Source organism: Photobacterium sp. BZF1 (assembly GCF_014349205.1).
Taxonomy (GTDB): domain Bacteria; phylum Pseudomonadota; class Gammaproteobacteria; order Enterobacterales; family Vibrionaceae; genus Photobacterium.
On sequence record NZ_JACSOF010000171.1, the window covers coordinates 1 to 13,746 of the forward strand.

Consider the following 13,746-nt stretch of genomic DNA (forward strand, 5'->3'; position numbering starts at 1 on the left):
CCTCAGTCATTACCGCCACTTTCATATAGCGGGAGACAGATCCATTAAGCAGCCTGAATCGGTATTTTCTTGCCCTGACGTCGAGATACGGTTTGTATTGCCAGTTCACCAACATTTGGTCGCCGAGGAAGCCATCGACACTAAAGATATTGAAGAAAAGCTGTCCATTTTTATCCCAGGCTTTGTCTGCCATCAATAAATTTATGTCGTAATCTCTATTGCCCCAATCGAGATCAGTACCACTAGGAAAACGCAGGTTTACCTTGTCGATATGGTCTTCTTTTCCCCGATCAAGTGCACTGTATATGTTCAATAGTGCTGCATTACCTTTGTAAACGTTTGGGGCTGTGTAATCGAGCATATGGTCGTGGAACCATTGGGAGCTAATGGTTTCACGATAGTCACCCCGTACCTTTTTGATCCCGCCAGCCCCGTCAGGACCTCCCGCACGTTTATCGCTGGCATCTTTGTTGATTGAATCATGGCCGGCGAGTGCCATGGGCCAACGGTAATCGAAATATTGTCCGGGGAAGAAAAATGCTTGGGTATAGCCGTCACTCTCTGCCGGGTTGTGCCCATTGTGACGGTGGGTAGATATAGTATGAAGGCCGAAGCCATTATTTGCCTCAGGCGAAATTGGCAAGGCATTGTAGTGCCTAAATAACAGCGATTCTCCATACCGCATCTTGAGGAGCTTGGGCGGAAATGTCCCGTCAAACGTCCATAATGAGTTCCTCTCCTGTAACGGCATTTTCGGGTGGAACCGAGGAGGAATACCTGCAGTGGTGCCAGTTATTGTTAACGACTCTGAGCCATTACTCCACTGAAGTGTTGAATGATAAAGCCCGTTTTCTCCAAACTCTATTGAATCATATTCGTGGCGTTGGAAACGGTTTCTAAATCCGTTGTTGGTACGAACGCCTGCTTGGGCTGTAATGGTGTATTCGGTGGGGTAGAACTCTTCCCAACGTTGATGGGCCCAATCTTTACCCGGAGGGCGACCTTCAGCGGGAGCATTGGTTAAATTGAGATTGAGGATCTGGTTAATTCTTGTCTGCCAAGGGTTGTGGTCAGTGATATTTGCTTCTGCTCCCTCAAGTGCCCTTGATGGTATAGGAAACAGATCTTGGGCAAGGAAGTTATCGAGATCAAGACCTTCAGGTGAGTTATCTCCTCTTGTTGGTTGAGGGAATGAATGCCAATTTGACGTCGGGGCAGATGACGGAATGGGTCTTGTGCCAAACTCTTCCATTCGATAAAGCGCCTGAGTGAAAGGCTGGGCATCGAATAAAGGGCTTAAAGGTGCACCGGTTGGAATATCGCATCCGTCAGCGTTTGAGTTAACGGAGTAAAATAGGCATGTGAGAATACATGTTAAGGCTCCTATTTTGAATGGGGCTTTTTTTAATGTAGCTATTTTGAATTTAGCTATTTCATTGTTTGTACCGCTTACTATATTTCTGGGGGCTGTATCACTCATTTTGAATTCCATACAAATTGAGAGGTTAGCGTTTCTGTCTGAACTTGGATTTAAAAAAATCGCAAGTTAAATCGTAGCAGTACCATGAAATATCACAAAAGGAGTGGTTTTGTTTTGTTTGTTTAAGTTACTGATTTATATAATCCCACTCGTTGTTCTGATTGCCAAGTTGGATTGTAATGTCTGGAAAAGGTTGCATTTATTTTTTTATATATCAATTCAATATATAAAAATAACTTTTTAAAAGTTACTTTAAATTAGGCGTTATATTTTAAAATGGTTGTGAATAATTTATCACATTGAATATATATTCTTTGTTCTGATTGTCAGCAAGTTAAATTCCAACGATTTATAGTTTGTTATACAAATTTGACTTTTCACTTTGTCGGCTAGAATTTCTTTGTTGTTATTAGGATTGCATCTGACGGGTTTGGTTCATCGTCCGCGATCCGCCGGCGCCATAACTGTTAATATCGAACCGGTTCTGTGGTCGATGCCTTTTCTTTTCTAAACGGGACAAGTCGATACCATAGCGTTGTTTAAGTAAGCTTATCGCTACATCTACCTCTCGCTTTGGCGCCTTGTTCTGTACTAGGTAGTAGTAAAGGTTGATGGCTCGTTCTTCAGTCATATCTTCCTCCTAACGTTAAAGTTTAAAACGATAAGTGAATGATCTGTGTGCCTATGGCAAAGTTGATTCCGGCTGGCACTAGTCTCTTCTCTTAGAAAGAGAAAGCTTGATTAATGACTGTGTGCAGCACCTCCTAGGTTGATAATGGCAATTCCAATTGCAACAATCACCATGCCTAACCATACCTTGGCATCAAGGTGTTGTTTATAGATTAGACCCGACATTGCCGTGACGGTGACAATAGCAAGTCCTGCCCAGACTGCATGGACGATACCCACGGGAAGCGACTTCATTGCCTGTCCCAAGAATACAAAGGCGATCAGGTGACCCAAAATGACTATGGTACTGGGTAACCAACTGGTGAATCCATTTGTGGCACGAAGTGCGACATGTGAAGTAGCCTCTGCCATTACCCCTAACAATAGAAATGCCCAGCCCATTTAGTCCTCTCTTCTGTTTGTTGATATCAAGATGATGGGCAGTATAACTATTTCTTAATTGATGATAATTGCTTTAAATAACAAATTACTTTTTATGTACAGTAATAATGCAGGGGTAGGGACGGAAATATGCTGTTATTTGGACGGTTTTTATTGATAGCTTTAACACCACCAATATCTCATTTTCACAACTTTCACATTTTTAACATTTCAATGCGATTTCATTTGATGCAACATCTGTATGACAATAAAACCTGATGCGTATGTGTCGAGTTTGACACTAGGTATCTGGCATTTAACGAGAAGGAGTACTCAATGCGTTCAATGATCAAAAAAGGGATTATCTCTTTGGCTCTTGCGGTTTCACTACCTGTGGCTGCGAACAATTACACCATCGGCACAGGTAGCCAAAGTGGTACTTATTATCCCTTGGGTGGTTTGTTAGCAAAGGTTTGGAGTGAGAATATTGATGACTTTAACATGCGAGCAGAAGTTACAGCTGCATCGGTAGAGAATGTCATCAAAGTGTCGACTAAGCAGCAGCTTGCCGGTATTGCAATGGGCAATGTGGTACAGCAGGCCTATCAAGGCACAGAACCATTCCCACGCAAGATGGACGTGTCAGTATTGTTCGCCCTGTATCCTAACGTGGTTCAGTTCATGGTACCCGCCAACTCAGACATTAAGTCTGTTGCTGACCTGAAAGGGAAGCGTGTTGCTCTTGGTGCACCGGGTTCAGGTACCCGAGTCAGCGCATTGAACATCCTTAAAACGTTGGGCATCGAAGAAGGTGATATGCGTGGCCAGGCACTGAACTACACGGCGACGACTGAAGCATTGGCAAATGGTCAGATTGATGCAGGCGTGATCGTCGGTAGCCTAGGTGTTGGTGCAATTACGGAACTTGCTTTGACCCGTGATATTCGCATCTTGTCATTCAGCGATGAGGAAATTGCGCAAATTAATGCAGCTAATGCGTCATACAGCGGGCTCGATGTCGATGCAGACAGCTACCGCAATGTGCCTGCTTTCCAAGCACCAGCTGTATGGAACGTATTGGTGGTGAAAGGCGACCTGGATAAAGAGCTGGCTTACGAAATGACCAAGGTAGCATTCGATAACATCGATCAAATCCGCCAGTCTATCGGCGTGACTAAGTTCACTACTGTCGAGAACATGAACAAGCTAGCAGGTATTCCTCTGCACCCTGGCTCTCAGCAGTTCATGGATGAAAAAAAGTAAGACAACCGAAGTAATACCTGTCGATATCGATAGGTGAACCAATACCCCCGGATCACTTCGGGGGTATCAAACATTGCAGTGTACAAGGAGTTCGCAATGACTAATTCTTCGGCGTTAAATCACAGGGTCACTGAGCGGTTAATGCAGTTAGCAACTATTGCTGCGATTGCATTATCAGTGTTTCAAATTTGGCAGGGACTCACTGCCAACCTCTCCGCACCTGTATTTCGCCCCGTCCACTTATGTTGGATCCTCGCTCTCGTATTCCTCGTTAGGCCACTAGTCAAAGAAGACAGCCGATTGTATCTTCCGGCAAGGCTTGTCGATTTATCAATGGTTCTTGCTACCTTGTGGGCTGCGCAGCATATCGTCAGGTTTGATTATGACGATATTGGCTTTTTGCTTGATGGGCTGGGTGTGGATGATGTCCTGGCCGGTTCGATATTAATCGCCACCTTGCTTGAAGCCACACGCCGGACCGTAGGTATGGTGATGGTGGTCATAGCTGCGATCTTTTTGGCTTATGCGATGTTTGGCGATGTCTTGCCTGCCAGTGTGGCGAGTAAAGGTTTCGCGCTGGATGAAATCATCCGCTTCCATATCTATTCTACCAATGGTGTCTTCGGGGCACCGCTGGCTATTGCCGCTGGCGTAGTATTTATTTTTGTTCTGTTTGGTGCTTTCCTACAGGTAACAGGTGCAGGTCAGTTCTTTATCGATGCGGCTTTTGCGGTTGCTGGTAAATATCGTGGCGGCCCAGCTAAGGCAAGTGTTGTGGCTTCAGCTGCACTGGGTTCAATATCAGGTTCGGCGATTGCCAATACGGTGACAACCGGCGCCCTAACTATCCCGATGATGAAAAAGCTCGGCTATAAGCCGGAGCAAGCAGCGGGTATTGAAGCGGCGGCCTCTACAGGCGGACAAATTATGCCGCCGGTAATGGGGGCAGGGGCCTTTGTAATGGCCCAGTTTACCGGTATCGCTTATAGCGAAATTCTGTTGGTGTCGATCGCGCCGGCTATTTTGTACTTTGGCTGTACCTTGCTTTATGTCCATCTGATGGCTTGTAAACTTGGCCTAAAAGGTATGGATAAAGTCACCCAGCTAAAAGTGGTGATGAAGCAAGGCTGGCACTTCATTGTACCTTTGGTGCTGATCACTACCTTGCTGCTAATGAGCTACTCGCCAGTACTGGTGGGTATTGCGGGCTGTAGTGCTATTTTGGTCGCAGCGATGTGTCGAAAGCACAGCCGTATCAGCATTCGTCTTTTCTTTGAGGGGATGAAAGAAGGGGCATTGCTGGCTCTGCCAATTTCTGTTGCCTGTGCTACTGCGGGTATTGTAGTTGGAGTCGTAGGTCAAACAGGTATTGGTTTGCAGTTCACCCAGTTCTTGATGGCGCTATCTGGTGGCTATTTATGGTCGGTGATGGCGCTGATTGCCGTTGCTGCCGTCATTCTTGGTATGGGCTTGCCGGTAACAGCAGCATACATTGTGTTGTCGATTATGGCGGTACCAGCCTTGACCGAGCTTGGCCTTAGCATTCTGGCAGCACACATGATTGTGTTCTGGTTGTCGCAAACCTCGAATGTGACCCCGCCGATTGCATTGGCGGCCTTTGCTGGTGCGGGTGTTGCAGGTGCATCACCAATGCAGTCTGCGGTGCAGGCATTCAAACTGGCGCAGGGATTCTTCTTGATACCGTTAATGATGGCCTTCTCGCCGTTAATCTACTATGGAGAAAACCTATTAGGCTTCATGTTTGCGATTGTCACGACTATCGCCTTGATTGTCGCCTTTGCCGGGGCAATTGAAGGAAGGCTGATTAAGTCTCTGTCACTGGTCGAGCGTGCAGTGCTGCTGGTGGTACCATTTGCTTTGATTTTCAGTGGATTGGCTATCAAACTCGCGGCTGTGGCCGTTGTTGTGGTGATTACTTCTTTGAATGCTTTTCGAGGGCGGGAAAGAAGTACAACAGCAGCTTGATGACTCCTTTGAAAGTAAGAGTGATTAACTAAAAAAGGGGGAAGCCAAGTTGGCTTCCCCTTAATTTTTCTTAGTGTTTTAAATGCCTTTAGCAAAGTTGGTATCTGCGCTCGGGCCTGCCAACGCTACCATAGGATACCTCGGCGCTAAGCTCATCAGTACTGACCATGTATTCAAGGTAACGCCTTGCGGTTGTCCTGCTAGCGCCAATTTGCTGCCCGACTTCTTCTGCGTTTAGAAGGGTAGACGGCGCGCTAAATACTGCCCGGATTTTATCGAGCGTTAATCCGTCAATGCCTTTTGGTAAGCGATTTGTCATCTTGGCAACGCTACCTTGCTGGCTGGTATCGTCCGTTGAGGTTTGCAGCAAGCCATCGACATCGCTTTGGATGAGTGAGTCAAGATCGGAAAACCTATCCAGATGGCCCCGGAACTTCTGTAATGATGCCTGTAGCCTCTCGAATACCAGAGGCTTTAGAATATAGTCGAAAATTCCACTGTGCATTGCCTGGCGCAAGGTCTCAACTTCGGTGGCGGCGGTGACCAAAATGACATCGGTGTTGCAGCCGTCGGCCCGTAACTCCCTGAGTAATTCAAGGCCAGTGCCGGTCGGAAACTGGTTATCAAGCAACACAAGTTCCGGTGTTAGCACTTCTATCAGGTCACGTGCTTCATCGATACCGTGAGCGATCCCTATCACCTCGAATCCATCTATTCGTTCTATGAAGCGCCGTTGGATTTCGGCAATCTGCGGATCATCCTCGGCGATGACGGTGCGGATAGTGGTGGTCATGATTGCTCCTCCATGTGCGACGTTGAACCCTTGTTCTGAATATTGTTGTAATGGTGGTTTAGCTGTTTGGGCAGATATAAGGTAAATCGGCTGCCTTTACCCCCGGTTTCTGCCTCAATAGATTCAACGGTAATGAGTCCGCCAAGATGCTCTGTAAGGCTCTTGACTAAATCCAACCCAATACCATGTCCTTGAGAGGCTTTGGTGGTATACCCACGGGTAAAAATCTTGTCCTGATCTTCCGTTGCGATACCTGGCCCTTGGTCTTCTACTTCGAAAATCAGCTCTTTGCCAAAGTCTGACAAGATAACTGTGACTTTGCCGCCTTTACCATGATGGGAAAGGGTTGCTTCAAGGGCATTGTCGATAAGGTTCCCTAAAATACTCACCAATTGCTCTCGGGGAAGATCATCAGGTAAGGCTGACATTTGGCTGTCTTGCTCGATGACTAATTCTAACCCTAGCTCCTTGGCACGGTTGTATTTACCCAATAGGCAACCAGCCAGAATGCTATCTGATGTCACTTCCATAAGCTGCTGGATGAAAGCTTGATGGCTTGATGATTCTTGTCCTATGACAGCCAGTGCCTCGTCTTTGGCATCGATCTGGATCAGCCCGGCAATAGTATGGAGTTTGTTGTTGTACTCGTGGGACTGGCTACGCAAGCTCTCGGCGTATTGTTTGATGCGGGTAAGCTTGCGGCTGACTAAATCAACTTCATTTTTCAGCCTGAAACTGGAGACCACACCTGTTACCTGATCGCCTTGGATCAGCGGGATCCGGTTGGCTATCAATAGGTGGTTGTGTAGCCAAACCTCTTGATCATATTGCGGCTCACCTTGCTCAAGCACATCCAGCATGCCGCTGTCGGGTAATACAGATTGAATATGTTTTCCGATGTAATTGACGTTTTCCGGCAATTCCAATGTTTTGATCGCCGCGTGGTTGAAGGTGGTGACCTTCCCTTCATGGTTGATAGCGACAATCCCTTCTCGCACAGTCTCAAGGGTTGCATTCCTTTCTTGGAACATCCGACCGATTTGCTCAGGCTCTAGGTTGAATATGGCCTTTTTGAAATGGGAGGCAAACCAGACCGCGGTAAATACACTGAATAGGAAAGCACCACCAATGGCAAAGAACATGCTTAGGCGGTGGTTACTCACTAACCTATCGACGGTATCAAGCATATAGCCCACAGAGACGATACCAATAACTTTGGTCCCTTCACTATCGAATACTGGCGCCTTGCCTCGCATCGACCAGCCAATACTGCCAAGGGCTTTGGATACATAGGGTTTACCATGAACAAGGGCTGGTTCATTGGTATCACCATCGTCATCCGCCATGGAATTGCCAATCATATGCGGGAAAGGGTGGGCTAGGCGTATGCCGTCTTTATCGCCAAAAACCACAAATCTGGCTTCTGCTGAGTGGGCGAGTTTGTAACTTAAAGGTTGCAAAAAATCAGAGTCTTTCGCTGCTACTGCGTGAACCACATCTGGTGAAGCGGCAATTGCCAGTGCAACCCGCATAGCTTGCTGACCGATTTGCTCATCTAACACACTATCGAGGTAGCGGATAGCAAAATGGCCAAGCATTCCGGTTTGCAATACGGCAATAACACCTAAAATCAATACCATACGCCACTTTAACCTGAGGTGGCGTAACGACAGCATACGTAACATGAAGCGGGTGATTCCTTTCACCGTTAATGGTGTAACGACTTTACCTGTTTTTGTGGCGACATGCTGTGAACAATATGAACAAAATGATAAATAAAGCCGTTATTCACATTAATTTTACAATCTTTAATTTGCTCAGTAGCTGCCTTACCTTTGTGTTGAAGGATAAAAACAACACTCAACGAGGAAAGAGCTATGCTTACTCAGTTTATTACCCGCAAACGTGTCACCCTACTGGCGACGATTATGGCTTCTGCAATGAGCATTGGCTCAGTGCAGGCAAAAGTCGACGAAATTCACTTCTTGGTACCTGGTGGTGCAGGTGGTGGTTGGGATAGCACAGCACGTGGTACCGGTGAAGCACTCTCGAAATCAGAATTGGTCGACAAAGTGTCTTATGAAAATATGTCTGGTGGTGGCGGTGGTAAAGCTATTGCCTACTTGATCAAGACGGCTGAACAGTCACAAGATACCTTGATGGTGAATTCGACTCCTATTGTTATTCGCTCCCTTTCTAAAGTCTTCCCTCAGTCATTCCGTGACCTGACCCCAGTTGCAGCCACTATTGGTGACTATGCGGCCTTTGTCGTGGCAAAAGATTCACCTTATCAGTCTTTCAATGAACTCGCCGAAGAGTATAAGAAAAACCCTCGCTCAGTCTCTGTTGCTGGTGGCTCCTCTCGTGGCGGGATGGATCACCTTGTTGCTGCGTTGGCTTTCAAAGCCGCTGGTGGTGAACCACGCCGAGTGAAATACCTTGCTTATGATGCAGGCGGTAAAGCGATGGCTGGCTTGTTATCGGGTGAAACCCAAGTGCTATCAACAGGCTTGAGTGAAGCGCTTAGCCTTGCCGAGGCAGGTGAAGTTCGAATTCTGGCCATGACCGGTGAAAGCCGTTCTCCAGTGGCTCCGAATGTCCCAACCCTAAAAGAACTGGGTTATGACGCAAGCTTTGTTAACTGGCGTGGTTTCTTTGCAGCACCAGGTATCAGCGATGAGCAAGCCGATGAGTTTGCAAGCGTGCTAGAGAAGATGTACCAGACCAATGAGTGGACAACCGTTCGAGACCGCTACGGTTGGACTGAAATCTACAAACCTCGCGAAGAGTTTGAAGTGTTCTTGCAAGAGCAGGAAAAAGAGATGGGTAACCTAATGAAAGAGCTAGGCTTTTTGAACTAACCCATGACTGACCAAATGCAGGGTAGGCGAGATGCCTACTCTGCCCATTCTTCAAGCGAAAGATTTCAATAATATCAATCAGGGGATACACCCATGACGCTTACCAAAGATCATATCGGCGGGCTGATCTTCTTGTGCTTCTCAGTTGCCTACGGCTATTACGCCAATCAAATACCACTTTTTCCCGGAGACGAGTACGAACCCTTCCACGCCAAATCAATGCCGACCATGCTAGCAATGCTGGGTATTGCCTTGTCGCTGTTTCAGCTAATTGCTGCTCACCGGAAAACCCAAGTGAAAGCTTCGGACATGCTGTCTTTAGTTGGGCTGGATTTCAAAATTATCAGCAAGTTATTGGTTTTGATGGTCCTTTTTGCCATTGCGCTGGAGTGGGTGGGCTTCCTTATTTCCACGGTTTTCTTTCTAGCCGGTGGTTATTGGTTATTGGGTGAGCGTCGCCCGAAAATCCTGTTTTTGGCATCAGTGCCGTTTGCGACTGGTTTTTGGTACGTACTGACTCAGTTGCTGGATATTTACTTAGCTCCAGGCCGCTTTTGGGCGTTTATCTAAAAGGGAGAGACTTCCATGTTTGATGGAATGATGTCAGGACTGACAACGGCATTTATGCCATTTAATTTAATGATGGTGGTGGTTGGCTGCTTTGCCGGTACCTTCATCGGAATGTTACCGGGTTTGGGGCCGATTTCTGCGATTGCCTTGATGATCCCTATCACTTACGGCCTTGACCCTTCATCGGGCATTATTTTGATGGCTGGTGTTTATTACGGCGCGATTTTTGGTGGCTCGACATCATCGATTTTGATTAATGCGCCGGGCTGTGCCAGTACGGTGGTTACCGCTTTTGATGGTTACCCGATGGCGCAACGTAAGCAGGCGGGTAAAGCACTAGCATTGGCAGCTTACTCCTCTTTTACTGGGGGCACCATTGGTGCAATTATCCTGTTATTCGCCGCACCAGCGCTTGCTAAGGTGTCGCTCAGCTTCCAGTCATCGGACTATTTTGCCTTGATGATTCTAGGCCTGACAGCCGTTGCTGCTTTTTCAGGTAAAGGGCAGGTGATCAAAGCCTTGATGATGACAGTATTCGGCTTGATGATCGCCACTGTCGGTAACGATGTGATGTCTGGGATCCCGCGCTTTACTTTTGATAACGTCAACCTCATTGACGGTATTAGCTTCTTGTTGTTGGCAATGGCGACGTTTGCTCTGACCGAAGTGATCATGACGGTATTGCGTGGTGAGCATAAAGAGAAAGAGCCGCAGATGGATATGGACTCTTTGGGCAGCATGAAACTGAACAAAGAAGAAGTGAAACATGTCGCGCCGACCGTTGGCCGTTCCTCTGTGTTCGGATTCTTGGTTGGGGTACTACCGGGGGCAGGTGCAACCATTGCCTCGTTCTTGAGCTATGGCATGGAGCGAAACCTAGCCAGCAAAGAGGAAAAAGCCAAATTCGGCAAGGGGGCACTGCGAGGTTTGGCTGCGCCGGAGTCAGCCAATAACGCTGCCTCGACAGGCTCTTTTGTACCACTACTGACATTAGGTATCCCTGGCTCAGGCACCACGGCAATCATGCTGGGTGCATTGATTGCTTACGGTATTCAGCCCGGGCCACGTTTGTTTGTTGATAACCCAGATGTGTTCTGGTCGGTGATCATCTCTATGTACTTCGGTAACTTGGTTCTGCTGATTCTGAATCTACCGTTGATCCCGTATATCTCGCGTTTGTTAGCGATCCCAAGGCCAATTCTGATCCCGTTGATCTTGTTCTTCTCTATCACGGGTGTTTATTTGGTGAGCTTTAACACCTTCGATATTCATATGATGGTGATCATCACGATCATTGCCACTTTCTTGAAGCTGCTTAGCTTCCCGATGGCGCCTATGCTGCTGGGCTTTATCCTCGGTGAAATACTTGAGAAGAACTTGAGCCGTTCGCTGACGTTATCTGATGGCAGCTATGCCTTCCTATGGGAGCGTCCACTAACTTTGTCCATCATGATTTGTGCTCTATTGGCTTTGATGATGCCAGTGGTCAGTAACCTGTTGGATGCACGAAAAGCCAAGCGCGCTCAAATGGCACAGGGTGAGGCTGCACCTGAGCAGCAATAGAAAATTTCCCACTATAGCTTTAATTATTTTTACGATGGAGTCGAAGGATGTTGACACCACTAAACCAATATCGCGTGCTGGATTTGACCAATGTACTGGCGGGGCCATTCTGTGGTCATCAGCTAGCCCACTTGGGGGCTGAGGTGATTAAGGTCGAAGTGCCGAAAAGCGGCGATTTGGCACGCCAGTTAGGCGCTTCCCCCACACTAAATAAAGCAGGAATGGGGATTTCATTCCTCGCCCAGAATGTAGGTAAACAATCGGTCACGCTGAACTTGAAAACGGATGAAGGCAAATCCCTGTTTAAACAGTTGGTTGAAACAGCAGACGTAGTGATTGAAAACTTCCGTCCGGGAGTGATGGACAGGCTGGGTTTGGGTTACGAAGAGTTAAAAGCGGTCAATCCCAATATTATTTATTGCGCGATTTCTGGCTACGGAGCTGATGGCCCGATGCGCCACCTACCTGCCTATGATCAGATAATCCAGGGTATGTCTGGGGTGATGAGCATTACCGGAGCACCGGAAAATGCGCCATATCGGGTGGGCTACCCGATAGCCGATACCATAGGTGGAATGACCGCTGCATTTGCCATATGTGCAGCGTTGGCTGGCAGGGAGAATGCGGGCGAAGGCTCGTTTATCGATGTATCCATGCTGGAGTCAACATTGACCACTATGGGGTGGGCGGTTTCCAACTATTTAGTCGCTGATAAAGCGCCTCAGCCGCTTGGCAATAACAATGTCACCGCCAGTCCGTCGGGCACTTTCAAAACGGGCGAGGGTTTGTTAAATATTGCCGCCAACAAACAAGAGCAATTCGAAGCCTTGTGCCAGCTGATCGGGCGGGAAGATTTAATTGTTGATCCCCGCTTTGCCGAGCGGCAAGCAAGGTTGGAAAACCGAGAGTTGCTCACTGGTCATATCGAAGCAGCTTTTGCTGGAAAATCAGCCGAAGAATGGGAATCTGCGCTGAACCACATTGGTGTACCAGCCGGTAGGGTGCTGAGCGTTCCGCAGGCTCTGGATTTACCTCAAGTGCAAGGCCGGGATTTTACTGGGTGTTTCGTAGACTCGCCTGGGGTAAACCAAGATGTCCGTTATGTTCGGACCGGCTTCAAACTAGACGGTGAGCGCCCTGCGGTGACATTACCCCCTCCTCAGTTAGGCGAGCATACCGAACAGTGGTTAACGACTCTGGGATTGAGCAAGGAAGACATCGAACAGTTACAAGGACAGGGGGCAATATGAGTATCGAAAGACCCGAGCAAGGAATAGGCCGTGATGTCAGTGATTGGTGGAAGACAGATATCATCGATATGTCACCGGGTGTAATTCGCTATTATGGTTATCCTATTGAAGATCTCATCGGCAATGTCAGCTTTGCCCAGATGATTTGGTTGATGGTAAGGGGGGAGTTGCCTTCGCCTTCACAGGCTAAGCTACTCGATGCCACCCTGATGTCAGCCGTTGATCATGGCCCCCAGGCCCCAAGTATTGCAATTGCCAGAATGGCATCCACTTGCGGTGTTGGCCTCAATAATGCCATGGCCTCGGCGGTCAATGTACTGGGTGATGTGCACGGAGGGGCTGGGGAGCAAGCCGTTGCTTTGTATCAAGCGATTGCTGCTCGCTACGAGCAAGGCGAATCATTAGACGTTGCTATTGATACTGAAGTTACCGCGCATAAAGAACTTCACGGTAAATTCATCCCTGGGTTTGGTCATCGCTTTCATCCTGTTGATCCACGAGCCCCAGCTTTGATGAACTTGGTGAAGCAAGCCGCAGATGCCGGAACCGTCACCGGTCAATACGCTGAAATTGCCATGGGGGTAGAAAACTACCTGTGTGAGCAAAAAGGCAAACGTATTCCAATGAACATTGACGGTGCAACAGCGGTGATATATGCCGAGCTGGGTTTTCCAGCACCTCTTGCCAGAGGCTTGTTCTGCTTGTCTCGCTCGGTTGGTATTTTGGCACATGCCTGGGAACAAACGGGTCAGGGAGGAAGAAACAAAGGACCTATTCCGCGTAATCTGCTTTGGACTTATGAAGGTCCAGAGAATCGCAACTTTGAATAGGTAACTACCTAAAAGAAAAACACTTAATAAATAAAATAATATGAAGTGATACTTAATGCCAGCAGTTAAACTGTTGGCTTTTTGTTTATAAGAGTTATTT

11 protein-coding genes and 1 pseudogene are annotated in these 13,746 nt (G+C 47.5%); 7 read left to right on the top strand and 5 right to left on the bottom strand.

All coding sequences use genetic code 11. From position 1 onward, the window contains the following. The 3 genes and pseudogenes from BIZ37_RS26130 to BIZ37_RS26140 all read right to left on the bottom strand — a co-directional run. Positions 1-1,252: pseudogene (locus BIZ37_RS26130) on the bottom strand (hypothetical protein); the annotation flags it as partial. A 637-nt stretch (positions 1,253-1,889) separates the two neighbouring features. Beyond that, a complete protein-coding gene (locus BIZ37_RS26135; protein WP_187464010.1) occupies positions 1,890-2,111 on the bottom strand; it encodes a hypothetical protein in 222 nt (73 codons plus the stop codon). A 110-nt stretch (positions 2,112-2,221) separates the two neighbouring features. Then, entirely contained in the window at positions 2,222-2,551 is a 330-nt protein-coding gene (locus BIZ37_RS26140; RefSeq protein ID WP_107297020.1) for a multidrug efflux SMR transporter, read from the bottom strand. Positions 2,552-2,866: 315 nt separating this feature from the next. On the opposite strand from BIZ37_RS26140, the gene BIZ37_RS26145 reads away from it, so the two are divergent. Further along, the gene (locus BIZ37_RS26145) at positions 2,867-3,793 is read left to right on the top strand and encodes a TAXI family TRAP transporter solute-binding subunit (protein WP_107297019.1); all 927 of its coding nucleotides are present in this window, start codon (positions 2,867-2,869) and stop codon (positions 3,791-3,793) included. Between the two features lie 96 nt (positions 3,794-3,889). Next, the gene (locus tag BIZ37_RS26150; protein WP_187464011.1) at positions 3,890-5,779 is read left to right on the top strand and encodes a TRAP transporter fused permease subunit; all 1,890 of its coding nucleotides are present in this window, start codon (positions 3,890-3,892) and stop codon (positions 5,777-5,779) included. An 88-nt stretch (positions 5,780-5,867) separates the two neighbouring features. Here BIZ37_RS26150 and BIZ37_RS26155 read toward each other — a convergent pair whose 3' ends face one another. After that, positions 5,868-6,572, bottom strand: coding sequence for a response regulator (locus tag BIZ37_RS26155; protein WP_187464012.1), 705 nt, complete (start codon positions 6,570-6,572; stop codon positions 5,868-5,870). Next, positions 6,569-8,257 (bottom strand): sensor histidine kinase, encoded by a 1,689-nt coding sequence (locus tag BIZ37_RS26160; protein ID WP_255526910.1) that lies wholly within the window; start codon positions 8,255-8,257, stop codon positions 6,569-6,571. The genes BIZ37_RS26155 and BIZ37_RS26160 overlap by 4 nt, the downstream gene beginning before the upstream one ends. 192 nt (positions 8,258-8,449) lie before the next feature. Between BIZ37_RS26160 and BIZ37_RS26165 the strand changes: the two genes are divergently transcribed. The 5 genes from BIZ37_RS26165 to BIZ37_RS26185 all read left to right on the top strand — a co-directional run bounded on the left by BIZ37_RS26165 (position 8,450) and on the right by BIZ37_RS26185 (position 13,646). After that, a complete protein-coding gene (locus BIZ37_RS26165; RefSeq protein WP_187464013.1) occupies positions 8,450-9,433 on the top strand; it encodes a tripartite tricarboxylate transporter substrate binding protein in 984 nt (327 codons plus the stop codon). A 93-nt stretch (positions 9,434-9,526) separates the two neighbouring features. After that, a complete protein-coding gene (locus BIZ37_RS26170) occupies positions 9,527-10,003 on the top strand; it encodes a tripartite tricarboxylate transporter TctB family protein (RefSeq protein WP_187464014.1) in 477 nt (158 codons plus the stop codon). A 15-nt stretch (positions 10,004-10,018) separates the two neighbouring features. Then, positions 10,019-11,566, top strand: coding sequence for a tripartite tricarboxylate transporter permease (locus BIZ37_RS26175; RefSeq protein WP_187464015.1), 1,548 nt, complete (start codon positions 10,019-10,021; stop codon positions 11,564-11,566). Between the two features lie 47 nt (positions 11,567-11,613). Next, positions 11,614-12,816: a CaiB/BaiF CoA-transferase family protein gene (locus BIZ37_RS26180; protein ID WP_187464016.1), complete on the top strand. Its 1,203-nt coding sequence runs from the start codon at positions 11,614-11,616 to the stop codon at positions 12,814-12,816. Continuing rightward, a complete protein-coding gene (locus BIZ37_RS26185; protein WP_187464017.1) occupies positions 12,813-13,646 on the top strand; it encodes a citryl-CoA lyase in 834 nt (277 codons plus the stop codon). The genes BIZ37_RS26180 and BIZ37_RS26185 overlap by 4 nt, the downstream gene beginning before the upstream one ends. Positions 13,647-13,746: the final 100 nt, after the last annotated feature.

What these genes read in the sequence shown, in the direction of transcription:
- BIZ37_RS26140 (WP_107297020.1), bottom strand. Translation starts at nt 2,551, where the DNA reads ATGGGCTGGGCATTTCTATTGTTAGGGGTAATGGCAGAGGCTACTTCA.
- BIZ37_RS26160 (WP_255526910.1), bottom strand. Translation starts at nt 8,257, where the DNA reads ATGTTACGTATGCTGTCGTTACGCCACCTCAGGTTAAAGTGGCGTATG.
- BIZ37_RS26165 (WP_187464013.1), top strand. Translation starts at nt 8,450, where the DNA reads ATGCTTACTCAGTTTATTACCCGCAAACGTGTCACCCTACTGGCGACG.
- BIZ37_RS26175 (WP_187464015.1), top strand. Translation starts at nt 10,019, where the DNA reads ATGTTTGATGGAATGATGTCAGGACTGACAACGGCATTTATGCCATTT.
- BIZ37_RS26150 (WP_187464011.1), top strand. Translation starts at nt 3,890, where the DNA reads ATGACTAATTCTTCGGCGTTAAATCACAGGGTCACTGAGCGGTTAATG.
- BIZ37_RS26185 (WP_187464017.1), top strand. Translation starts at nt 12,813, where the DNA reads ATGAGTATCGAAAGACCCGAGCAAGGAATAGGCCGTGATGTCAGTGAT.
- BIZ37_RS26155 (WP_187464012.1), bottom strand. Translation starts at nt 6,572, where the DNA reads ATGACCACCACTATCCGCACCGTCATCGCCGAGGATGATCCGCAGATT.
- BIZ37_RS26145 (WP_107297019.1), top strand. Translation starts at nt 2,867, where the DNA reads ATGCGTTCAATGATCAAAAAAGGGATTATCTCTTTGGCTCTTGCGGTT.
- BIZ37_RS26180 (WP_187464016.1), top strand. Translation starts at nt 11,614, where the DNA reads ATGTTGACACCACTAAACCAATATCGCGTGCTGGATTTGACCAATGTA.
- BIZ37_RS26170 (WP_187464014.1), top strand. Translation starts at nt 9,527, where the DNA reads ATGACGCTTACCAAAGATCATATCGGCGGGCTGATCTTCTTGTGCTTC.
- BIZ37_RS26135 (WP_187464010.1), bottom strand. Translation starts at nt 2,111, where the DNA reads ATGACTGAAGAACGAGCCATCAACCTTTACTACTACCTAGTACAGAAC.